The organism is Kaistia sp. SLG-1, from assembly GCF_059699055.1.
In genome coordinates this window covers 5,080,460-5,104,118 of the sequence record NZ_AP048544.1, presented here as the reverse complement: position 1 = coordinate 5,104,118, position 23,659 = coordinate 5,080,460, and the positions used below count along the sequence as shown (strand labels likewise).

At 61.5% G+C, this 23,659-nt stretch carries 15 protein-coding genes; 7 read left to right on the top strand and 8 right to left on the bottom strand.

Annotated features, from left to right (window positions below; genetic code table 11):
- Positions 1-122: 122 nt before the first annotated feature.
- The 4 genes from AC6HZP_RS23600 to AC6HZP_RS23585 all read left to right on the top strand — a co-directional run bounded on the left by AC6HZP_RS23600 (position 123) and on the right by AC6HZP_RS23585 (position 10,288).
- Positions 123-4,541: an NACHT domain-containing protein gene (locus AC6HZP_RS23600; protein WP_497524811.1), complete on the top strand. Its 4,419-nt coding sequence runs from the start codon at positions 123-125 to the stop codon at positions 4,539-4,541.
- 550 nt (positions 4,542-5,091) lie between these two features.
- Complete coding sequence (locus AC6HZP_RS23595; protein ID WP_497524810.1) at positions 5,092-6,567, top strand: hypothetical protein; 1,476 nt, start codon at positions 5,092-5,094, stop codon at positions 6,565-6,567.
- Positions 6,564-9,062: a phospholipase D family protein gene (locus tag AC6HZP_RS23590; RefSeq protein ID WP_497524809.1), complete on the top strand. Its 2,499-nt coding sequence runs from the start codon at positions 6,564-6,566 to the stop codon at positions 9,060-9,062. The genes AC6HZP_RS23595 and AC6HZP_RS23590 overlap by 4 nt, the downstream gene beginning before the upstream one ends.
- A gap of 230 nt (positions 9,063-9,292) precedes the next feature.
- Positions 9,293-10,288 (top strand): phospholipase D family protein, encoded by a 996-nt coding sequence (locus AC6HZP_RS23585; RefSeq protein ID WP_497524808.1) that lies wholly within the window; start codon positions 9,293-9,295, stop codon positions 10,286-10,288.
- A 151-nt stretch (positions 10,289-10,439) separates the two neighbouring features.
- On the opposite strand, the gene AC6HZP_RS23580 is transcribed toward AC6HZP_RS23585, so the two are convergent.
- Positions 10,440-11,282, bottom strand: coding sequence for a hypothetical protein (locus AC6HZP_RS23580; protein WP_497524807.1), 843 nt, complete (start codon positions 11,280-11,282; stop codon positions 10,440-10,442).
- 61 nt (positions 11,283-11,343) lie between these two features.
- Here AC6HZP_RS23580 and AC6HZP_RS23575 point away from each other — a divergent pair, with 61 nt between their 5' ends.
- Positions 11,344-11,571 carry a helix-turn-helix domain-containing protein gene (locus tag AC6HZP_RS23575; RefSeq protein WP_497524806.1) on the top strand — a complete coding sequence of 76 codons (228 nt, stop codon included), beginning with the start codon at positions 11,344-11,346 and terminating at the stop codon, positions 11,569-11,571.
- Between the two features lie 421 nt (positions 11,572-11,992).
- Here the strand turns inward: AC6HZP_RS23575 and AC6HZP_RS23570 are convergent, their stop codons facing one another.
- The 4 genes from AC6HZP_RS23570 to AC6HZP_RS23555 all read right to left on the bottom strand — a co-directional run bounded on the left by AC6HZP_RS23570 (position 11,993) and on the right by AC6HZP_RS23555 (position 17,560).
- Positions 11,993-13,069, bottom strand: coding sequence for a tyrosine-type recombinase/integrase (locus AC6HZP_RS23570; RefSeq protein WP_497524805.1), 1,077 nt, complete (start codon positions 13,067-13,069; stop codon positions 11,993-11,995).
- Positions 13,070-13,572: 503 nt separating this feature from the next.
- Positions 13,573-14,406 carry an acid phosphatase gene (locus AC6HZP_RS23565; protein WP_497524804.1) on the bottom strand — a complete coding sequence of 278 codons (834 nt, stop codon included), beginning with the start codon at positions 14,404-14,406 and terminating at the stop codon, positions 13,573-13,575.
- Positions 14,407-14,684: 278 nt separating this feature from the next.
- On the bottom strand, positions 14,685-16,076 hold the full coding sequence (locus AC6HZP_RS23560; RefSeq protein WP_497524803.1) for a DUF1254 domain-containing protein: 1,392 nt from the start codon (positions 16,074-16,076) through the stop codon (positions 14,685-14,687).
- A 62-nt stretch (positions 16,077-16,138) separates the two neighbouring features.
- Entirely contained in the window at positions 16,139-17,560 is a 1,422-nt protein-coding gene (locus AC6HZP_RS23555; protein ID WP_497524802.1) for a DUF1254 domain-containing protein, read from the bottom strand.
- A 238-nt stretch (positions 17,561-17,798) separates the two neighbouring features.
- Here AC6HZP_RS23555 and AC6HZP_RS23550 point away from each other — a divergent pair, with 238 nt between their 5' ends.
- Together AC6HZP_RS23550 and AC6HZP_RS23545 are read left to right on the top strand one after the other, a co-directional pair.
- On the top strand, positions 17,799-19,427 hold the full coding sequence (locus AC6HZP_RS23550) for a sensor histidine kinase (RefSeq protein WP_497524801.1): 1,629 nt from the start codon (positions 17,799-17,801) through the stop codon (positions 19,425-19,427).
- Positions 19,400-20,071 (top strand): response regulator, encoded by a 672-nt coding sequence (locus tag AC6HZP_RS23545; RefSeq protein ID WP_497524800.1) that lies wholly within the window; start codon positions 19,400-19,402, stop codon positions 20,069-20,071. The genes AC6HZP_RS23550 and AC6HZP_RS23545 overlap by 28 nt, the downstream gene beginning before the upstream one ends.
- A 377-nt stretch (positions 20,072-20,448) precedes the next feature.
- Here the strand turns inward: AC6HZP_RS23545 and AC6HZP_RS23540 are convergent, their stop codons facing one another.
- From AC6HZP_RS23540 to AC6HZP_RS23530, 3 genes are all read right to left on the bottom strand, one after another.
- Complete coding sequence (locus AC6HZP_RS23540) at positions 20,449-20,892, bottom strand: hypothetical protein (RefSeq protein ID WP_497524799.1); 444 nt, start codon at positions 20,890-20,892, stop codon at positions 20,449-20,451.
- Positions 20,893-20,947: 55 nt separating this feature from the next.
- Positions 20,948-21,328 (bottom strand): immunity protein CdiI family protein, encoded by a 381-nt coding sequence (locus AC6HZP_RS23535; protein WP_497524798.1) that lies wholly within the window; start codon positions 21,326-21,328, stop codon positions 20,948-20,950.
- A 777-nt stretch (positions 21,329-22,105) separates the two neighbouring features.
- Complete coding sequence (locus AC6HZP_RS23530; RefSeq protein WP_497524797.1) at positions 22,106-23,617, bottom strand: DUF1254 domain-containing protein; 1,512 nt, start codon at positions 23,615-23,617, stop codon at positions 22,106-22,108.
- Between the last annotated feature and the right edge of the window lie 42 nt (positions 23,618-23,659).

The following is a 23,659-nucleotide window of genomic DNA, read 5'->3' as shown; positions in this document are numbered from 1 at the left end:
GGCGGGGCGGCTAATCGACTGCGCCGTTGATTAGAAGCGTCCATCTACGGCATTAGGAACTATCCCCCGTCAACTGTCGCATTATTTTTGCCGAATGATTCACAGGGCCGTATGCTTCCGTCATGAGTGCCAGTTTGCAAACGCCGACGAAGAAATCCGCGCCAGTATCACCGTCTGGCGCAAACCAGCGCGACAATTTCACCGAACCGACCAAGCGGCTCATGGGCCAACGTGTTGGATGGCTATGCTCCAACCCGGCGTGTACCAAGCCGACTGTCGGCCCGCAAAAAGGCGGTTCCGGCACGATGAACATAGGCGTTGCGGCGCATATCACGGCGGCCTCGGAGGGCTTTGCGCGTTACGACGCTCGATTGACCCGGGAAGAACGGAAAGCACCGGAAAACGGCATCTGGCTTTGTAGCGACCATGCTCACCAGATCGACCATGACGAAAAGGCATTCCCGGTCGAATTGCTCCACAAGTGGAAGAAGGACGCGGAGGAAAGGGCGTTCGAACAACTACTCACGGGTGGGCGCGCTCGCGTGGAGCCCATGGGCGCCGGACTCGCGGAGGCCCTTGGATATCTGCGCCAGCAGTTTGGCCTTCCGGAGAGCGAGGACTTGCCTGACCTGTTGGAAAGGGTGCGTTCGGCAGCGCAACGCCACATCGAGACATTTTCTCAACAGGGTCCCGCCCATGCGGTTTCACTCTACCTCACAGCGGCCTCATCCCAGGGCAGGTCATTCACGCACGTCGAAATGGCCGCAGCACTCCGGTCGTGTGGCATCCTGGACCTTGTGGCCGAACCGGGTCAGGGTAAGTCGACCACATTGGTACAGCTCGGTGCCACACTATTGGAAGGCGGGCCCCTTCCCCTGCTGGTCCCGCTCGCAGAAGTCGGCCAGAGCGTCGACGACCTCTTTACATGGATGGCGGCTCGTCAGGCATTTACGGGTATCCGTTCGGATCATCTCAAGTTCCTCGCGGCGCACGGAGAAATAGCGTTCCTGCTGGACGGATGGAACGAGGTGACACCGGCCGCGCGGCTGGCGCTCATCAAGACCATGCGAGCGCTTAGGCGTGAATTTCCGCTTCTAGTTATCTGCATCACCACACGTCCGCAGGCCGCTGCGGTGCCGTTTGTTGCGCGGACGATTCATGTGGAGTCGCTCTCCGACGAGCAACAGGAGGAGCTGGCGTCGAGGCACGGCAGTGTTGGGCAGGACCTGCTGGACCGCGTGCGCAGAACCTCTGGTGTGCGGGACCTTGCCAGAATCCCGTTCTATCTCCAGGCCCTCCTGCAGGTTGGAGATGCCGGCGCACTCCCCACGTCGAAGGAGGGCACGATTGCGCTGCTGGTGAAACAGCATGAAGACATTCCCGAACGCGCCGAGCAACTTCGACAAAGCATGCTGGGGCAACACCGGCGTTATCTGGGTGACCTGGCCGTCGCCATGATGCAGGCGCGGACCACGGCGCTGGATGACACGGCAGCACGACAGTCCCTAAGGGCAACCAACGCGAAGTTGTTGGTCGAAGGATTGGTCCAGAACGCCCCTGAACCAGCCAGCGTCCTAGAAATCCTCGTCGCCACCCATGTGCTGATACATGGCGAAGGCGACACATACGCCTTCCAGCACCAGCAATTTCAGGAGTGGTATGCCGCCGGCCATGTCGAGGCAAGAATGCGTGACCTTCCCAAGGACGCTAACCTTGAGAGCAGTTTCGCCCAAGAGCTTCTAAATGATCGGTTGTGGGAAGAAGCAGTTCTCTTTGCATGTGAACGTCTTGCGATGGACGCCTCTGGTGCCGCGATCGTCGCCCAAGCGGTGAGACTTGCGATGTCGGTGGGACCGATGCTCGCGGCTGAAATTGTTTATCGGACGGGAGACGCCGTCTGGGCATTGGTTTCTGCCGAAGTGCAGGCCTTTGCACGGGCATGGCATCGGGCCGATCAGGTGGATTTGGCGGTTGGATTCATGATGAAGACGGGCCGTGCTGACTTTGCCGATCTTGTTTGGCCGCTCGTTTCCAACTCAAGTGATCAAATCCAAAGCGAAACTCTACACCTGGGCGACCGCATCCGTCCGACCGTTTTCGGCGATCACCTGCAAGGTGACTACGAGCACCTGCAGGAGCGGGTTCGGGAAAGACTTGTGTCCGGTCTGATCTTCGGCGGGGGCATCGAAGCGCTCGAAACAGCGTTTGACCTCGCGAAGCGGGATCCCGGCGTCGAGGTCAAGTCCGAAGCAGTTGCGGCATTGCTTTTCCGCGGCGCCCCCCGGCAGGCGGCAGCGGTGCTCGACGGCGCGGACGATGCGGTGTGGCGACGCGTCGCTGAACGGGATTATTTCGACGGACTGACGGTCCCGCACGTCCTGACGCGCTTGCGAACGCTACAAGAGGAGGACGCCAAGGCAAACTCAAGTCCTTCCCGCAGCCTTGCTCGCTTTACCCGCAAGGCCCAGATTTCAGGGGACGTCGCCGACCTCGATGTCATCCTGCGCGACGAAAAGCTGGACCTCCATGCAGACAGCACGGCGGCCGCATTCCATCAGGCCGTGAACGCCTTTCCAGCAGTCGTTGCAGCGGCGATGCAGGATCGGATTCTGGCTGACTTTCCATTGCCATTCCGGGTGCAGGGATACCTGTCGCCACAGCCAGTCAGTGAGGCGGCGGAACTCGCTAACATCGTCAAGGATGGTCAGAAGGTCGATGAGCGCACTGGCGGCGCACTCTTCCTCGCGGGCCCCGGCATCACTACGCGGATGATAGGCGAATTTCTTGCGCTCAAGTCCCAGATCTATGCGAACGGGATGCCGACCTCGGAGCAGTACGCGCCGCTGGGGCTGCTTCGGGACAAGATATCAGCTACGCGCCCGGAGGCGTTCGTCGAAGCCATCGTGTCGTTCGCAGCAATCAAAGACCATGGCGATATCGAGGCGCTTGCAGACCTCATCACCGCCCACGGCAAACACGGCACGAACGAGCGCATGGACGACATTCCAGCAGAAGCACGCCGCAAGCTCGTTGAAGCCCTGAACGGGTGGGCGGAATGTCTGATCGCTTCCGGAACTCCGTCACGCCACGACATGGCAGAGGTCGTGGATGCCATGCGGCGGGTGCCGGACCCGTCACAAATGAAGTGGGTCTCGGCATTCCTGCGGGAGGACCTCAAGCAGCGGGATGCGCTCAAGGAGTTGGCCAGGACGGGCCGCGACCGGGAAGCTCTGAACGAATGGCGCATCAGTCATGCGTTGTCATACCGGCAGGCGCTCTACGAGATTGGTTCCGACGAGGCGTACGAGGTTGCAAAGTCGTTGCTGCGGAATCCCGAGTTTGGCCATGACGCGGCGGTTGCTCTTCGGCTCATCGCTATGCCCGCTCTTTTGGAGAAGCGGGCCAACGTATGGCCCGACTTGGATGGCGCCCAGTCAGCGCGTGAGAGGAAGTCCAGCCAGCCCGGACTCTCCCTTGATGCGGCCGAAAGCATACTCGACGTCGTGGAGGAGCTGGCAGCATCTGAACCACCCCATGGGCGTGCCGTCGCAATGGCCGCGATTGCCGTCGTCATGCCGCATGCGGAGCGGCCAGAGTTGATGGCTAAAATTGGGAGCTTCGAGGCGACATCATACACCAAGCTCGACTTCTTCAACGGCATGATCGTGGGTGGGCTGCTGCCTTCGTCCGACTTGGTGTTACAGGAATTCCGCAAGGTCCTGGCCGAGAAAGGGGACCGGTGGTGGGACGAGCAGACATCGTACGCGATGTTCAGTTGGCTGAAAGTGTTCCCGAACACCGACCACCCCGAGTCTGTTTTTGATGCCTTGGCACTCGTGCTTGAAAAGAACCTTTCGAGGTGGCGGATCAGGGATATCCTGCCCCAGCTCAGGCTTTTGGACGTTGAAACAAGAGCACGCATGTTGCGTGAGTTCGCTCTCAAATTTCCTGACATGCGGTCCGAGCATGAGTGGTTCGACCAGGTGCAGAAGCTGGGGTTCCGCCCGGCGATGGACCTGCTGCTCCAAGGAGTTGAGGGAGACTTGGGGGAAGGCTTCGACCTTAGGTCGGGCCATATTCTACTGCCTGAACAGCTCGCGTACGCCATGGCGGGCGATGATGAATCCTATCCCTTCGAGAAACTGGCCGCGGCACGCTCTGACCGAGCAAAAGCGCTGCTCTTCTCTATTCTTTTGAAAACGTCTTCCGTCGACGGCTTGATAGCCGCGGCACGCTCCCCCGTGGGGCAGCGGGTTATCCGCCAGCAAGGAGAGCGCGGTGTACAGGACATGATTTATACCAAGGAGCCGCATAGCCCTGACGGAACGTCCTACGAGCTGAGGCCGCGCAACGCTTCCGAGCTCCGGCGGCAGTTGTTCGCATTGACGGCGTCTCCCGACAAGGACCAGGCGGCGTTCGCGGTGGATTACCTGACCCGCATTGACATGATCCGGGAGGGAGATGGGGCTATGGAGGATGAGCCGAGACACCCTGATATTTGCAGTGGCCGACCTTGGCCCCATGTGGCCTCCTTGCATTGACGCACTCGGGTGCCCGCCGGGGGCGGCCATGGATAATCCGCTATTGCCACACCGGATGCCGAAGTCCGCTCTCCGTGGCCCTTCGCCGAAAAGCCGTCGGTCAGCTACCGGCCCCGTTCCGGTCGTTCAGGTGACCATAACAAAGGCCTAAAATCGGAGACGCACCGCATACGGCTCGACCGCGCATTTCGGGCTGGATTGCAGTGCCGCTAGCTTGCGATGAAGTTAGGAGTGTTGCTATCCGACCGGTCCCAGAGCCTAGACCTCAAATTGGTCCGAGCATGGAACATCCGCATTCGCCAAAAGATTACGGCGACCGAGGGTCTTTGCGATCGTCATCTGACGAATGGCAAGGCATTATTGCGGAGTTCAGCTCAGGGAGCCTCTCACGTCTCTTTGGCGAGCAAGAAGTTGCTGCCAAGATGCTCACGGCTCTTCTGCCTCCGCCGGTCAAGATGTCGTGCGCGCAAGAAATTCGAACTGCGGGCTCGACAGGAGCCGTAGACTTTGCCTTCCTGTGCTCACACTTTCGGTCGCTGGGGGGGCGCTGATGAACGTTGCTTGGGGGGCTCGTCTCAGCGACGAGACCAAGGGTCTCGACATATTGGGAATTCGCGCCCTCGATCAGGGGATCGAGGCGTCGCTCACGAACGGGGTCACCACGATCTCGATACGTGCGCGCTACATTTCGATCCTCACCTGGGCGATCGGACAATACTTCTCGGACGAGAGCGCCGACGGTCGGACGAGGCATGACCACCAAGCGAGAGCGGTATACTTCAACCGTGTGCGCTTCCTCGTGCTCGCCGCGACATTCTTCGATGAGCACGCCAGCCCGGGCGTCCTGGGTTCCGATCAATTCACGGGTGAGATCGCTGCGCTTCGCAAAGGCCAGGCCGTGGCGATGCCTACGATTGGCAATCTTGCTATCTTGGGCGCCTACTTCGGTCCTGCCAGTGCGCTCGGTCTGGTGGAGTCTCGCCCGGGATCAAGTGGGTTACCTTTCGGCCTGACGGCAAGAGGCACCGAATTGTTCCGAGACCGTCAAGCGGCGCTCGTCGGCTCCGGGTTGTCGGAGCTGCTGCGCGGCGGCGGCAATCTCGGTCCAGATACGGCAAGGGCTGCGGTGCCCGCATTTTCGCTGGGGCGCCTTGGCGAGTTCGGGCGCGAAGGTGAGCTGCTGCGAAAAGCGGTGGAGGAGCCGTGGGCCCCCAACAACATCATGGCCGCAAAACGCGTTGCCGCGGCGTACGAGCGCCTGAATGCTACGCGCGCCTGGCTCAGCAAGGAGCTGTGTGGGCAGCCCCTTAGTGCCAACGATCTGATCGTCCGCAACTACGACCGAGCGGTGCGCACAGGCGCCTCCGGTATTGAAAGAGAATGGGCGAGCTTCGAGTGGCATCGCCGAGTCCATTTCGCCCTGGAGCTGCTGTTGTCGGCCGTGACGAGGACGCTGGCGGTGGATGGCAGCAGGTCTGTCGCTGCGATCGTCGCTCACTGGACCGCCTGTCGGGTGGAGGATGAATTGGCCGCCGACTGGGACAGGGCGATCGGAGAAGTTGTGTCGAGCATCGACATGAGCCGCTTCGAAGGCGGCTTACTCCGGCCAGCGGAATTCTTGCGCGAGCCTCCTCTGCAGGCGTTGGAGGCCATGAGGATCCTGATGATCCAGGCGCGTATTGCGTCCGCGATCGCTGTCGGGCCAGAGGCCGGGGCCGTGCGCCTGCCTCCGGCCGCTCGAGCGATCCAATTGGTCCAGGAAGGGAACGGCACGCTGGCCGAAGTGCTGCACGAGATCTGCGACGAATGCGTGGTGAAGAGGCATATCGCCAATACCATGCGCAAGATGGGCAACAATCAGGACTGTTCTCTCCGGTTCTATCCGGACGGCCCGTTGCTGGTACCCACCAACATCGATTTCAACCCGGCCTATTCGGGTAGCCGGCTGCAGAACACCATTCGCATTCTTTCGGATGTGGGAATGCTCGAACCTAGCGCCAACGCATCGATGGCGGTCGCACCATGAACGAGGTCAATGTTCTTCAGAAGCTGGTCGATGGAACGAAGCGAGCCACGACGGCAGTGGTACTCACCCACAACATCGACTTCGTTTTCGCCCAGTCGGTCCTCGCCAACCGATTGCGCCGAAGCGGCGCACCCAGACTGACGATATTCGCAGATGCAGGGTGCGCTGCAGGCTCATTCGGACGACAGGCGGATTTCGTTCACAGCCTCGGACGCTCGTTCCGCGTGGTCCCGGTGGACCTGGGAGCGGGCCGGCGTTTTCATCCCAAGGCGATATTTCTGGCCGGCCCCGAAGGCGCAAGTCTGGCAGTGGGAAGCGGCAATCTTGGCCATGGCGGCTGGAGCGGCAATCAGGAGATATGGACCTACTACGACTTTCCGGGCGAAGGGGGGCCAGAGATCGCGGCATTTCGAGACTACTTGATCGAAGTCTGCGATCTCGCCGGCGCGAACGACGCGGTGCGCGAGACGGTCATGAGTCCATTCAAGTCGGAACCATGGGCGGCCGGACTTCCCCAAGCGGGCGGCCTGCTTGCGCTCCCCGCGGACAGGTCTCTCATGGACCGAATGCTTGAACGGCTTCCGGGAACCCCGTCGTCTGTCGATGTCGTCGTGCCCTATTTCGACGCACAAGGGGCTGCGCTGAGCACCTTTGCCAGTGGCGTCGCAGTGCCGGTCCGCGTCATGATCCAGCGTGGGAAGGAAGGGCTGTCCTCTGGTGCGGCATCCGGCTTGCCACCCCTGGTCAAAGTCGTTGGCGTCGCTCCGCTCGCAGATGAGCGCCGAACGATCCACGCCAAGTTCTACGCTGCGCATTACCCGGATCACGTCATCCTGATGGCCGGCAGCGCCAACTGCTCACGCGCCGCCCTGATGAGCACGCGATCCGGTAACGCCGAGCTGATGGCGCAGTCTCGGCTCCATCCAAAGGAATATGAGGTTCTGGTTGCGAGCCTCGTCATATCCATCGAACCTCCTGTACTTCCGGCAGCAGCGCCGAGCGAAGACTGGGACGCCATCGAGGCCCCAGCGGTTCGGATCGTCTCTGCGAGCTTCGAGAGCGGCAAGCTCACTATCCGCTGCGTCTTTGCAGCCGGTATTCTTGGCCCCTATGTGAAGGTCCTCCTCTATGATGGCGCGCACGCGGCAGCTGCGGATGGCGACGGGGCATTCCGGCTAGACGTGTACGAGCCGGGTTCCCGCGTTCATGTCGAGGTTCAGACGAACGACGGTAGCGTTCGAAGCGCGCCGATGTGGATCGATCATGAGGCGGTGCTCCGCGTCGGAAGGCGCGAACTCGACGTTCAGGCAAAGCTCGGTGCGGGCGAAGGTCCCATCGGGTCGGAAGGTCTCATCGACATCTTCACCCTGATTGTGGAGCATCTCGACAGCCCTGTGCCGTGGTCGGGCATGATTGGCAGACCGAGGGAACCCTCAAATCAACAGTACGACCTGGCTGACGTGTTCTCTGACGGGTTTGGACGTCGAAGCAATGGGGCGATGCCAGGCGGGGGCTATCTGGCTACGGACGAATGGTCCTTGATGAACGACTACTTCCGGCTGGGAAGCGCAAGATCGGAAAAGGACCCTCCGACCGACGAGCCGGACCACCTGACCGGCGAGGGAACCGACGAACCAACGCCTCCCAACGACCGAGGGAACGCTTCGATCGATCCCATCACGCCGTCGCAACTGCAGAAGCTCAATCGCTTGATGGACCGGGCGGTGGCTTCCATGGGATCGATGAAATTCCTCCTGAGCCGGCCGCCTGCCCGGCTCGCCGCCGACCTCCGAACGATGGCGTTGCTCCTTGGTATCGCGCGTCGGCGGACCGGCATGGACAGGAAGAAAGTAGATGCGGCGAGCGCGAAGCTGTTCTACGCGCTGTTCGTGGGAGACGGGACACGTCCTCTGCTCGACGCTTACGTGGAAGCGCATCCCGAGGCTCCGGCAGCCATGTGGTCGCCAGAGTTGACGGCGGCGATGACCCTTTGGGTGGCAGACCTCACCGATAGGAGCCTGGCCGGGGAGTGGTTCGAATTTGCCGCCGTACGATTGGCGGCGGCTCATCCCTGGTTGGCCGATGGCGGGGAGGAGACCCTTCTGAGCCTTGAGCGGCTGTCGATCCATGTCTCTAGCCTTGCGGAGGCATTGCCGGAGTTCCGGGTGAGCTGGGTTCGCGGCGCCGCGGCAGTGCAGGCGTTGGAGCACTTCCTGATCCGGACGCCGGACCTGGTCGCATCGACGGCGCGAGATCGCATTTCCAGTGGGGAGATCGTCTGGGTCGCCAGTCAGCTCGCCGTCGCCGAGACCGGATACGACCGCCGAAACAAGGGGAATTTCCTGCTGCTCAAGGAACGCCGCCGAGCGAAGTTCGCCGGGAGCCACGCTATCCCGATACTCGATGTGGCCGACGGACTTGATCTGCCACCGGACGTCGTCGGCACTATAAAGAGTATCGTCGTCCCCCTTTTGCCCTCGGAGGCCCGCCGATGAGGAAAGAAGCTGGTCCAGCGATGCGCATATCCCTGCTGGATTCGGCGGCCGCCGCCCGACTTCTCCCTGAGCTGATGAATAGGCACGACCGGATATCGATTGCCGTGGCGTGGGGGAGCATGATTCCATTGGCCGAGGTGTTGCTCGTCAATTGATCCAAATTCGAGAGCGTCCTACTCGGCGTCGACTTCTGCGCGACCGATCCGAAACTCATCGATCGCCTCGTCGATATGCCGAACGCTTATGTCGCTCGCAGCAGACCCGGGTGTTTCCATCCTAAGATATTCTACTTCGAGACTGCGGGTCGCGCGGAGGCGATCGTCGGCAGCGCCAATTTCACGGACGGCGGCCTCGAAAAGAACTTCGAAGCCTGTGTGCATGTCGACGGCGCTTCCAGCGACGCGTTCTTCGTCGACCTTCGCGATCAGCTTGCACGGTACGAAGACTTGCGCCTCCCCATCACCCAAGCCCTGGCCAATAGCTACCGACGCCAGTCCGCGCCAGCCCGTGCGACTCCTAAGCCTAGCAATCCCATCTTCCCCGACGATCCCGAGAGGTGGGAAAGGATCAATGCACCGCTTGCGACGATGGCATGGGACGACTTCGCGAATCTTACCAAGGCCAATCGCTATCACGACTACAGTAAACGCATGCAGTTGATCCGAGCCGTCCAGCAGATGTTTGCCAAGACGCGATCGTTCGCCGACCTGTCGGCTGCAGAATGGAAGGCGATTGCAGGCATTCTCGGCCGTGTTGAAGCCGTCGCTGCCGGCCTGAGCCATCTTGACTGGGGTTGGTTCGGTTCGATGGGAGGCGCAGGTACCTTTGCAAGCGTCGTGGGGCTTCAGGACGTCCGCGTGGCTGCGGCGCTGGATGCTATTCCCATGCGCGGGGAGGTGGCGGAACGCGATTTCCTGGCCTATTGCGAGACCTTCACAGATGCGTTCGACGGAGCTTCGCGAACCGCCAGAGTAGGCCCTGCAACGCGCCTACTCGCCATGAAGCGTCCCGACATGTTCGTGTGCATCAATGGCGGCAACCAGCGGTCTTTGGCCAATGCGCTGTCCTACCGATACTCCACGCTGACTCTGCAGAATTACTGGACGCGCGTGATCGAGCCCATCCGCCAAGCGCCTTGGTACAACAGTCCTCGTGCTGCGGGCCCGGACTTCGAACTTTGGGACGCGCGGGTGGCAATGCTCGACGCGATCTACTACAAAGCATGACGCGCGCCCTCACTCAGGTCGTTCAGCGACAGTTTCCGATTTCCCGAAAGCCGCCGTTCGATACCTCTCACGAGGATGTCGGCCCGTTGCTGTCGCAACGCGCCCCAGATTTGTCATTCGATCCAGTCTCTGGCTATCTGGAACGGGGACGCTAAAGACGATTGCCATCGGCCATCCAGCGCAGTAGAGCCATAACGACGTCAGACCGATATCGCCCTTCGATGTCGAACCGCAGGGCGACATTAGGCGAGCGCTCGATGAAGGTTTTCTTATCGCTGGCATAAACACTATACGGCTGCCGAAGCTGATGACGATGTATGCCAAGCTCAAGCGTTCCTTCCGATCGACAGTGAGAAAGTTTGAGTGAGAGACTACCGTTGCCGATCGACCCCTCGCGGTCGAGATAGACAGCCATCATCCTCCGTGACCGCATGCTGTCCAAAGCGATCGATACGACCGACTTGATCGGGGCGTCGCTCTCCATTCCGATCTTGACTGCACCAGAGCGGAGGTCGGCACAAAGCTCCTCCAAGCATGGTTGAAATGTCAGCTTGCGGATTAACGATAGCAGATGGCGGATAGCCTTGTGGCGGCGCCCTTTGAAGAACAAACCTTCCTCATTTTTTACAACACGGGTGCCATCGAGAAACGTAATCTCAATGGTGGATGACTTAATGAACGGGATGAGATTTATCCGATTCTCAAAAGAGTATCCCTCGACCGTAACTACATCAGAGAAGCGATAAACCCTGTTTTCGATCGATATATGGGTATCGAAGACGGATATTTCTTCGAACTCCGCCACTGGAGCTTTCGGTCTCCTCTCCAGGGAGGCGGTATGGTCGCAGGTCGGGACAACGATACCCTGCAGGGCTTCAAGGCGCCTGCGGTAATCGTCAACATCGATCGCGCCGGTTGCGAGTTGCCGGTCGAGAATTTGCTTGGCCGACCGATCCAGGCCCCCCACATCAGTCACCCCAAAATCCTCCAGCATGCATCGCCAATACATACTATAGTTGATAATATCGGAGTGCGTAAACTGCGATCGATGGACCATGGATATCCGGGCCCTAGTTGGAAGGAATTTTGCGCGCATCCGGCGAGAGAAGGGGCTTACCCAAGAGCAAGTCGAAGAGCGCTCCGGCTTCAGTCAGCAGTACCTCAGCGGCCTGGAACGCGGTAAGCGAAACCCGACCATCCTCAGCCTACATGAGCTCGCACACGCCCTTGGCGTCACTCATCTAGACCTTGTCCGGCCGGACGGCAGAGAAGACTGCCGATGAGAGATCCATTCGTTGTGCGGTGGGGGCGCCTGCGAAATGACCGCGCACGCCTAACGATGGTCGCTGGCTGGACCGCCTAAGGTAGTGCGATTGGTCGATGGAGGCGGGGTGGCGTGGTTGCAGCCGTTTCCTCTGAGCCTAAGGTTTGCATAAAGTAGCTCGGCGCGGTGGCGTCCAGCCCTGGAGCACTTCGAGCGCGACCGGGCGCGGCCCATAAAGCGATAAAATCGATGTGGTCGAACGGCAGTGTTTGCCGCGAAACCGGCAGCTGTCCGATATCCTCTGCCGAGCGGCGGCCGTTCTACTTCGAATAGGGCAAGCGGAACACCTGCGGTACAGCTGGAAGGTGACGGTCCTCATTCGGCCGTTGGGCCTAATGAATCCGATTCACGGGGGCGTGGGTCGAAACATCCTGACAAGATCAGGAGGCTACAGCGTGTGAAGTACTGGCAAGGCAAAATCCCTCCCACGCCACCATAAGACCCCTCCGCTTCTCAAGCGCATCCCCTCGTCGGTACGCCTGCTCGACTTTGTCACCCACGGTGTGGGCCAATGCCGCTTCCGCGACCTCACGCGGATAGTGCGTGGCTTCACCGGCCCAGTCTCGGAACGAGGAGCGAAAGCCGTGAACGGTTGGCTCGGGCTCAATCTTGAGGCGCCGAAGCACCATCGTCAGGCTCATGTTCGACAGGCCGTTTTGGCGTCTTCCAGGAAACACGACGCCGTCATTCTTCCCCTCAGATCGGAGGCAAGCCATCTCGTCGAGGATCTCTAACGCTCGACCCGACAATGGTACCCGATGCAGCTTTCCGGCCTTCATTCGTTCGGCTGGGACAGCCCAGATCCCTCCAGCGAGATCCATCTCACTCCAGCGCGCACCGAGCGTTTCGCCCGTGCGGGCAGCGGTCAGGATTGTGAACTCCAGCGCCCTCGCTGATACGCTGGTCATGTCCCGCAGTCGTGCCATCAGCTTGGGAATGTCGCTGAACGGCATTGCGGCGTGATGGCCGCGCACCTGCTGGTCTCTCGGTAGAATACTGTCGAGACTTCCCTTCCATCGCGCTGGATTGGCGTCCTTCCGGTAGCCCTTGGCGGTTGCTGCGTCCAAGATCTTCTCGATCCGACTGCGGAGCCGTGATGCAGTTTCCCGTTTGCTACTCCAGATGGGCTTCAACACCGCTTCGACGTCATCGACCTGGACCTGATCGATTCGGAGTGGCCGAAGAGGTGCTGCATACTCCCGAAGCGTCATCTCCCATTGGGCGATGTGCTTGTCGTTCTTGAAACCCTCCTTGAGGCTGGCCACGACCTGATCGACCAATTCGCCGAATGTCGGGATCGTGGCTGTCTTGGAGCGTTGAGCTCGCCGCTCGGCAATGGGGTCCCCGCCTTCTGCAATCGTTTGGCGATGCTGATCGGCCAATTCACGGGCCCGCTTCAGCGAGATGTCATTCACCCCACCGAGCCCCATCTCACTTGCCGTCACGCCGGAATACAATCGTCCACTGCTTGGATCCGCCTGGTGCTACACGTAGGTAGAGGCGGTTGCCGTCAGCGTAACGCCCCGGCGCCGTGACCGACTTCACAAAGAGCGCCGAAAGCCGATTGACAGCGCGTACCATGAAGCCTCCCCGGATTGTCCCAACTCTTATCCTAACCTATGGCGTGGATTGTGGCGTATGGTCAAGGACGCTAGCGGTCGCCGGAGGAAAGAGGAATGGCTGAAGTCTTCTACTTTCTTGATGACGGCGTACGCCCGCAGATTATCATGATGGCCTGTTAGGCGGACCCCCTCTCCGCCATTTAACTTCACGACATCGTTGGATTCTACCCGTTCGCTCGATGGGCCGAGCGGCTGTTGGTGATGGTCGGTCTCGACGCAATTCGTGAAGGCCACGACCTAGGCACTCCGGCTGAGAAGGCGCGCCTCGAGGTGCCTCTCGCGTGGAGGGGCGCGAATGACGTGCTGGCCGAGTTGCCGCGAGGTCGCGAGCCGCCCGCCTACAGCGCGCCTGGCAGCCGGATCGCCAATGCCGAATTCTCGGCATTGCAATCTCGGGAGGTTTTCACGCCGTCGTCGCGGGCCTTCAGATATTCCTGACGAGCCAGGGCCATGTCCTCGCGAAAGTGGGGATTGGAATGGATCTTCGCGACCGTCGCTCCTGCCATGAAGCGGCCTGCCAGAATGTCGCTTTGCCAATGGACATTGCAGATCATTCGGCTTTCGCCGAACGACCGGCCCCGAGCAATGATTTCATTGGCGCGGTCTGGGGCCACCTCAACCAGAGCGAGGGCTGCTCCCCACCCCAAGGCCGTGTGCCCGGAGGGATAGGACCCGTCGGCGCGGAGCTCGGCGTCTTCCTCCGGCGTGCACATGGTCTCGCCGTTGACGACGAACGGCCTCAGGGCCTGGTAGCGACGCTTGGCTCCATCCGTCGACGTGCCGGCATCAACCATGACCCGTTGAAGCATCTGATAGAGCCGGGGCGTTCCTGTTCTGGAAATCTCGATACCGACAGCGCACGCAAAGGCGCCAACGGCGTCGTCTGGCGCGAGGCTCGCGTCTCTTTTCGCCAGTTCCCAGCGCGGCGTCCCGCGCAGGGCAGCCGCCCGATTGTGCATCTGCTGGTCAAACGCGCCTGATTCCGAACCGGATCCCGGCGGCGCTGGCAGCAGAGCCACACTATCGAGTTTCTCATCCTCCGAGAGGTAGCCGGCCGGCACACCCGGCATCAGTTCCGGCACGCCGTCCCTGACCTGGGCGGAGGTGGGCCATGCGCTGGTCAGCAGTGCCAAACCCGCGCCGGCAACCCGAAGAACTGCAAGTCTGCTCATCGATCCTCGCGATTGGTGTTCTTGCCCGCATCAAATATCCGTCGTGTTCGTGCAAGCAATTCTGAACGGCGGCTGCACCCACTTCGCAAATCTCGATCCGAGCGCTCCCGCCGCACTGTATTTCTGCGGTCGGCTCGATGCTTTGGAGCTGGTCGAGGTGCAGCCTCACATTTCTCTCGCAGACACAAAGCGACCAGCGCCTGGGGCAGCCAGGCGCGCATTCCGTGGTGGAAGCGGTCAGCGAACCGGCCGCTTGCTGTCATGGCTCGTGGCGTGTCTCAGTTCACGCGCTGGACAGGCGGAGGCGCCCACGAACCATTGGTCGCCTCGGCCTTGGGCCAATACAGGCGCAGGTTCATGGTGAACGCACCGCTCTTCGGGGCCGGCAGCCAATTGGCTTCCTTGTCGGGGCCGGGCGAAGCCGCCTGCACATAGAGATCGAGGGAGCCATCCTCGTTGAAGACGAGCGGGTCGCGGTCGCCAATGGCGTAGCGGTCGATCGGATTGGGCGCAAAGAGCTGGCGCTCGTCATACATGGTCAATGACCAGAAGCCGCGCACGGGCGGTATCTGATCCCGGGCGAAATGCAGGACATAGCGGTTCTCGCTACTGAACGGCTTGCCCTCCGAGTCGGCGAACGCCGTCGGATAGAGTGCGTCCTCGATGACGTTGGCGCCATAGCCGCCATAGGCCACACCGGCACGATGCAGGTAGTCCGTGCCATAGGTGCCGATGGCGGTCACGTTGGTCCGCCAGCCATTCGCCATCACCCCGGCCGTGGCCCACGCGTTCTTGATCTGCGGCAGCGCCACGCCGGGAGCTGCCTTGAGTGCCTCCTGGATGGCTTCCGGGGCTGATGCGAGATCAAAGCTCTTGCCGGGCTCGATGCCGATGCGCTTCATCCGGTCCAGCATGGGGTGATCGTTGACGTGCGGGGGATTGTCCTTCATCAACTCGGCGAACTTGGCGAAGAACGTCGCCGCGTCCATGTGGTCGATCTGATCTGGCGGCGCACTCATGTCCTGATCGGGGTCGACAACTCCGATCGGCGGCGTGTAGGGCTTGCCGTAGGCGGACAGGGGAACGGCCTGCATGCCGTCCTGAAACTTGCGGACAGCCTCGTAGTCGGACTTGCCGTTGGTCTGCGTCCGCCCGATCAGGAGCCCCAGGCCCGTCGGGCTCCGGTATGCCGTCACGCCCTCGGGCAGGGTTCCCTCCCAGTCGGGGCCGACAATCGCGAAGACTTGTTCGCCGTTGCCGCTGGTGCGTGTGCCGGGAACGGTGAAGATGTCGCTCCACATGTCGAGGAACGGCAACAGGTAGTAGCGTCCGTCGGATCGCGGAACGCTGATGACGAGGGGTTCCCGGGTAACGTCATAGCCGAGGGACGAATACAGGGTGTCGGCATTCGGCCGGACGACAATGGTGAAGTTAGCATCCGGGAATTCGCGCATATGGCCGAACTGGTTCAGCGGCGCGCTTGTTCCTATCGGCTTTTCGACATTCTTGCCGACATCGAAGGTCACCCCCGAAAGCACCAGCGGATAGGCATAGATGAATGCCTCGCGGGCGATATCCCGTGCCTCCTCGGGCGAGACCGGCTGCGCAAGCGCTGCCGGCCCTCCAAGAGTCAATCCCGCGAATGCCGCGAGAGCGAGCAACGTCCTCATTGATCCCTCCTGGGAATTGTTGCGTCTCGGCAAACCGGAGGCCGGCCTCGAGGCCGCCCTTCTCAGTTCAGCCTGGTGAACGGCGGCGGCGACCAGCTGCTGTCGAGCACTTCCGCGCGCGGTGAGTAGATCCGCATGCTGGGCTGGAACCGTCCCTTGGGCGCAGGAAGCCAGTTGGCCTCCTTGTCCTTGCCGGGCGAGTCCGCCTGCACCACGATGTCGAGCGAGCCATCGTCATTGAAGGCGAGTTCGTCATAGCTGCCGATGGCAAAGCGATTGATGGGATTGGGCACCTGGAAGCCGTCCATGTCGTACATGGTGATCGACCAGAAGGCATCGGCCGGCGGCAACTTGCCCTTTTCAAAGTGCAGCACATAGCGATTCTCGCCCGTCAGCGGCTCGCCCGCGCCATCGAAGGCGGCGGTCGGGTAGACGGCATCCTCCGGCAGGTTGGCACCCAACCCGCCCTTCGCGACGAGCGTGCGCTTGAGATAGGACGTGCCATAGGTCCCGATATTGTCGTTCTGGATGGTCCAGCCGTTGACCACCTTGCCGCTGCGTTCCCAGGCCGCCTGCAGGCCCTGCAGCGTCTCGCTGGCCGCCTTGTTGATGATGGAGATTGCCTGCTCATCGAGCTTCGACGGGTCGAAGGGCTTGCCTGGCTCGATGCCGAGCGCCCGCAGTCGGAACAGGATCGGATGATCATTGGCATGCGGCGGGTACTTGGCCAGGAGATCGGCCAGCCGGGTCAGCATCGCGACGCCGTCCAGATTGTCGACCTGGACGACCGGGGGCGTCTTGTCGTCGATCGTCGGGTCGGTGGAAGCCTGCGCGGGGGCTGTGGGATCCTTGCCCCATTGCGACAACGGCGTCAGCCGGTAGCCATCCTGCACCTTGTGGACGTTGCCATAATCCGCCGGACCGTCCGTCTTGGTCCGGCCGATGATCCAGACCGCCGAGGTCGGCGCGACGATCCGGGCCATGCCGTCCGGCAAACTGCCCGTCCAGCCCGGCGCGACAATCGCGTAGTCGCCAGCCTGCGTGCCCGTCGTGCGGCTGCCGATCACGGCAAAGACGTCCGTCCACATGTCCAGCATGGGCAGCAGGTAATACCGCCCCTGGGTATCCGGCACGGAAACGATGATGGGCTCGGGCGCCAGATCGAGCCAGGCAAACGAGTAGAGCGTGTCGAAGTTGAAGCGGACGACATCCTTTTCGCCGGCCTCGGGATAGGCGCGCGCGTGGGCGAACCGGTTGACCGGGGCACGCAAGTTGATCGTCTGCGCATCCGGCACATTCGTCGCCTGCCGCATCGTCACGTCCATGGAGACGATCGGATAGGCGTAGAGATAGGCATCCCTGGCGAGGGCATAGGTCTCGTCGGGCGAAAGGGTCGGCTGGGCGTGCGCGCCGCCGACGGCCGAGGTCATCACGAGACCGAAAACCGCGGATTTGAGAAAGTCACGAAGAGCTCGTCGAGCCACGACATACCTCCGAGATGGATATTCATATCAACCGCAGACGGCGCTGCGGGGCTTTTCCCGGATGATGGTGAACCTTCATCACCCTGGCAGTTGAACTGTGGTGGACGGAAGTGGATGGATGCTAATCACGCAATAACAGAGGTTCCAAGCGTACAAATACGGTACGCTCCACCGTGGAAATACGTAACGGGCCTCCCGAGCGAGGCGATAGGGGATGTCTCCGCATGAGCGGCCGGCCGTGAACCCGACATCCGAACTCGCCGCAGGGCGGCTCGCCGTTTCGTCGGCGGCTGGCGAGGGGCGCCCGGATCATCCGGTCCGGTCTCCGGCGGCCCGTTTTGGTCGGAACCCTGCCTTGTTCCTGGCGGCGGCCATCGTCTGCTACGTGACGCAGACCCTCGCCCTGCTGATCTGGTTTCAGCCCGACAAGTCCAGCCCGATCTGGCTGCCCGGCGGGCTCCTACTCGCGGCGTTGATGCTGCGGCCAAGGCGGGACTGGTTGGCGCTCGTGGCCGGCACGATCCTTGGCGGATGGATCGGCCTGCTGCCGCTTGGGCGGCCGTTCGGTTACGCGCTGGCCGGCTATGTCCTGATCTGCCCGGTCATCGTGATGGTCGCACGCGCCCTGACGCCGGCGCGGCTCGAGCTGTTCGCCAGCGGGCGCGCCTTCGCGCGCTTCTTCCTCCTCGCCGTGGTCGCCCTGCCGGCCTATTCCGGCCTGGTGACGGCCGGTATTCTCCATATGGCGGGAAAACGGGCCAGCATCCTCACCGCATGGCTGAGCGTGGCGCCGTCCCACGCCATGAGCTTCCTGCTCGTGACGCCGCTCGTGTTGACGCTTGCGGGATATCGGCGCCCGCCGCATCGCGGTGTGCATTCCATCGCGATGGAAGCTTCGCTACTCGCCATCGCCATCCTGACCGTGTCGGTCGGGCTCTGGTCGGTCGTTCCGAACGCGCCGACGACGCTTCCGCTCCTGCTGTTCGCGCCCCTTCCCGTGCTGCTGCTGGCGGCCCTGCGCTTCGGCGCGCTCGGATCGACGGTCGGCCTGCTCCTGGTGGCGACGCCGGCGGCGGCCCTGAGCGTCTATCAAGGCAGTCCGTTCGACGGCGGACAGACCAATGTCCACCTCATGCAGATCTGGCTGCTCAGCGTGGGTCTGCTGGTCTATGTCCTCGCCATCCTTTCGGATCAGCAGCGGAGGGCGCAGGACGATCTGGCGGCAAGCCAGGTGCGCATCCACCATCTCGCTACGCGGCTGCTGCAGGAACAGGAAACCGAGCGCGCCCGCATCGCGCGAGAGCTGCATGACGGCGTCAACCAGCACCTGGCCCTGCTGGCCATTCAGGCGAGCCGCTTCAACGGCGCCGGTGCGGGCGAAGTCGGAATGGCCGATTTCCGGTCTCTGATCGCGACGACCAGCGAGGAGGTCCGGCGCTTATCGCACAATCTCCATCCCGCCATCATCGAGCATACCGGGTTGGTCCCGGCGCTTCAGTCGCTCGTCGACGACGTGGCCAGGGCATGGACGGGTAAAATCTACTTCGTGTGTGACGTTGCGTCAGACCGGCCCGACTATGCGACGTCGTTGTGCCTCTACCGGGTCGCACAGGAAGGGCTCGGCAATGTCGTTCGGCATGCCAGGGCACACGCGATTGTCGTGCGTTTGACCCGCAGCGCAACAAGCTACCAGCTTAGCATCAAGGACGACGGCGAAGGGTTCAATCTCAACGCCATCGGAACGGCACCAGGCCTGGGGCTGATCAGCATGCAGGAGCGTGTTCGACTGGCGAATGGTACCTTGACTATCCGAACAGGTCTGGGGGAAGGGACGGAACTTTGGATCGAGATGCCAGCGACAGCCTAGGTGGCAGGCGACCGCGCGTTTTGCTCGGGGATGATCATACCATCGTGGCCGAGGGAGTGGCGCAGCTGCTGCGTCTCGACTACTGCGTGCTGCCGCTCGTCGCGGACGGCCTGCGCCTGGTGGAGGTTGCCATGAATAAGGCTCCCGACCTCGTCATCACTGATATTTCCATGCCGTCACTCAGCGGCATCGAGGCCACGCGCCGGCTGAGGGCCGCGGGCGCCACAGTTCCGATTCTGTTCCTGTCGATGCACACCGAGCCGGCCATGGTGGAGGAAGCGTTCAGGGCGGGTGCGCAAGGCTATGTCGTCAAGTCCATGGCGGGCGATGATCTGCTCCGCGCCATGCGGGATGTCTTGCGTGGCGGAACCTATGTCAGCCCATCCCTCTGGTCCAGGTGCGCCCGTACCGAAGCCGCGCCCAAGCTTACCGCTCGCCAGCGCGAGGTTCTGGATTTGCTCGTCTCCGGATTCCGTTCGCGTGAGATCGCCACGAAGCTCAACCTATCTGTTCGCACGGTGGAAGCGCACCGTCAGGCGCTGCTGAGCCTCTTTGGCGTCCGCAACGGCATCGAACTTGTCAGGGAGGCTGGCCGACTGCGCATTGGAGCGGCGGCGGAACCTTTCGAACGCACGTGGCCGTAGGCACCCGGGACGGGCGATCCGTAGTTTGTGGAAAGGCTCAAGACGTTCGCTTCAGTCCGAAGCCTCGTCCCTCTTGCCGGTCGTCGGTGCCGGCGCTGTCGGCACATGCTTCACACGCGGCTTCGTGTTGTCAATTTGATGCACCGATGGGCTCGACTTGGAGGCCAGCAGGCTGGTACAGACGACGTCTCTCACGGGCTCGCAAAACCCGCAGAAACGCTGGATTTCGAGAGGGGCTTGACTCGATCTCCCCCTCTCCGCCATTTAACTTCATGATATTGTTGGCTTTTTAAGCGCTCTTCCGGCCGGTTGTGCGCCTCTGGCGCTTGTCTTGTGGCGGCCCTCGGCTAACGGGCCACGACCGGGGCACTGAGGCTTCAGTTTTCCAGTTCGACCGAAGACTTCGCCAGATTGATCCGGATGTGCAGGGTCGGCCCCCGAACGCCGTTGCCGTCGTTGGTGCTGACAACGGTCGGGAGCTTGATCAACAGCCCGCGACGCGGATCGTAGCTGCGTGGGGCTCGCACGATGTCGACTTCCCGAAAGCCCGTGACCGCCACGCATTTTGAAGTGTGAAGCTCGCTCTCCACATCCGGCAGGACGATCGCGATAGCCGCAGAGCAGCAGGCCGGCTCGATGATATCTACGTTGTAGAGGGCAACCTTGCCGTCATAGATCGTGACCACATTAGCGGATGGTGGCATCACGATCGACGTCAGGTCAACGTTGGCCTCTCGGCAATCCCGAGTCTCCGCTGCGAGGCTCGGGGCTGCAAACGAGATGAGTACGAGGGTCAGAGCGAGAATTTTCGACCTGGTCATCTCAGATCTGTGTCAATGCGCGAGGTTCCAGACCTTGGCGACGAGCGCCTAGAGTTCATCGAGAGAACGTTCCGTCGGGATTGAGCAGGATCTCGTATTCGAACGAATCGCGCGGTTTTCCGGGCCGCCATCCGCCGAGCGGCGCTGACTCGTCGAAGTAGATGACCGTCCAATCGGGCAGGGCACGCTTTACGAGCCGGGCGATGAAGAGCCCAAAGGCGGCGTGGGCGCTGGCATCGAACCAGCGCGTCATCTCGCTATGGTCATTGTGCTCATACCATGCTTGCCAGCCGGTGATCATGGTTTTGATCTCCGCCGAAATCGGCAACTCATCGGCACTGCAGGCGCGACCTTCCTTGTCCCAAACCCCGTCCGCTGAGAAGTCACACATGATGCGAACCCATTTCTCGCGGTTCAGGATATCGTCGTCGCGCATGAATGCCCCCTTTCCGCGCTGCTCACGTCGGCCTGGCAGGTGTCCAGTTTGCGGCTGATCATCCTTGGCACCCCTCCAACCCCGTCCTAGCACGTTCGGAAGCGCAACCGGCAGTCGGTGCTATTCAATCACCACATATCGCTCGCTGACATCGCCATGATGTGCGGCCTTGCAGATCAGGCTCACCTTATCCGCATGCTCTCCCGCCACTTGGGATCACGCCGGCGAAGTACCGTCTAGCATTGCAGTGACCCATACATCGGCTGGCGGCGAGGCTCTCGATCGGGGAGTTGACTCGAAGACCTCCAGGTTGGCTAGCTATGTGTCCAGCCACCGGCGGAGTTTGCGCATGCCCGTGTCCAAAAGCGACCTCGAGACAGCCTTGATCGAAGGGCAACCCAGGGTCTCGCGAGCAGCCAGCTGTTTGTCTACGTACGAGAGCGATATCCCAAGGCGAAGACGCAAAAGATTGCCAGGGCCGCTTTCGACGCTCTGAGTGAACCCTCGCTCAAAGATCACAATATCCTTGATACCATCTACGCGCTAGCGCTTCAGCATCGCCTGGATGACCGGGACGGCAGCTCCGACGACGACTATGAGGATGCTACTATCGCCTCGCCGGTGCCCTCGCCGAAAAAGCCAAAATCCAAGGCAGCCATCCTTCCTCTTCCTGAGACCACCAAGCAACGGCGTAAAAAGAGGTCGTAGTAACGCGCGGTGGTGTTTGCCTTTCAATCGGCCGGTCGCTATGTCGGTCGGCCCTTGGACAACTCTGCCTTAGCCAACCCTCTCGAAATCCGGCATTTTGAAGCTTCTGGTGTTGAGCGCCTCGGTGGGGCCGTAGAGGCGCATGGCGGGGAGTGGCCGCTTGCCGCGCGTCGGTATCCAGTTTGTTTCCTGACCCGCGGGCGCCTTCGGTCCGACATAGAGCGTGACGCTGCCGTCGGCGTTCTTCTTCATGTTCGGCAGGTCGTACGATGACAGCGTCGTGCGGTTCAAATCGTTGTAGATAAAGGCATTGGTCGCCCGGTCGTAAACGGTCAGGGCCCAAAACTGCTTCACCGGCATCTCCGCCGGCACGTCGAGCTTATAGAGCGCACCGCCTTCCAGCAATTTGCCATTCTTGTCGCGGATGGCCATCAGATATTGCGTCGCCGGCGAGTCGCTCAGTACCTTGGGCATATAGGTGCACCAAAAATACTCGGCGGCGCGGCTGATTAGGTCGATGTGGTCGTCATACACCCAGGTGAATGTCCGGTTCTGATCCGCCATCAGCAGCGAGGCGTAGTGTCTATCCGGCCAGAAATATCTGTCGGCCGGTATGTTGTCGAACCACTCCTGAAGGAAGAACCAGGCATCTACGGCGGCTTGTTCCATGGCGCGCTTCGCGGTGGCATCGGGCGAAAACGGTTTGCCTCTTTCAATGCCGAGAGAGGTCAGCATGCCCATCATGACCTTGTCCTGTTCGCGGACGGGCTCCACGCTCATGATGGCGTGCATGTCCTCGAAGTGCCGCCCATCATAGAATGGCAGGGTGGGGTATCGCTGATCGATCGGATCGACGAAGCGCTGCTGGGGCGGATGGTCAGCCTCGGCGAGGTAGTACATTCGAAGCCGCTTCGCGTAGGCATAGGCGTCAGCCGCGGTCTTGCCTGTGGCCGGCACCGAGCGGAAGGCGAGAGCGATCCGGTAGTTCGGCGACGCCACGTGCATATACCCAGGCGGTACCGCGCCGTCGAAGCCCGGAGGCGTGAACAGAATCTTACCTCCGCCGCCCTTGTCGAGTCCCGATGGGCCGACATCGGCAATGGTGAACTGCCAGGCGTCGACGACCTGACCGTAAACGCTGCCATCAGGTCCTGCAGCCGGAAGCTCCAGCACAACCGGGCCCTGGCGGAGATCGGTGAAGGCCGAGATGTAGGGCGTGGTGCTGTTGGCGGTAATCGCCTCGAGCTTTGGTGTCGCCGGCGCCGAATAGGCGATGATGTCATTGTCCTTGAGGCCGAGCGTGTCGAAGGCTGCCCGGCGAAAACTGTAAATGGCGATCGCCGGCATGTTCCAGAGCACTGCCTCGAATGCTCGCTGGTGCTTGATCATATAGTCGAAGTCATCAACCGAGCGCCTGGCGCCGGGACGGGGTTGGCCACCGAGCGGCTCTTCACCGGCCGAGCCGAGCGGCTCGAATGCTGGAGACTCGGCAGCCTGCAACGGCGTGCTGACACTGGCGGGCAGAAGGGCGACGGATGCCCCGCCTGCCAGCCGATAGAGTTCCCTGCGCGAGACAAGCATTCCCCACTACTCCCTTGTTCAATCGCATCGTCCGGCCGCTAC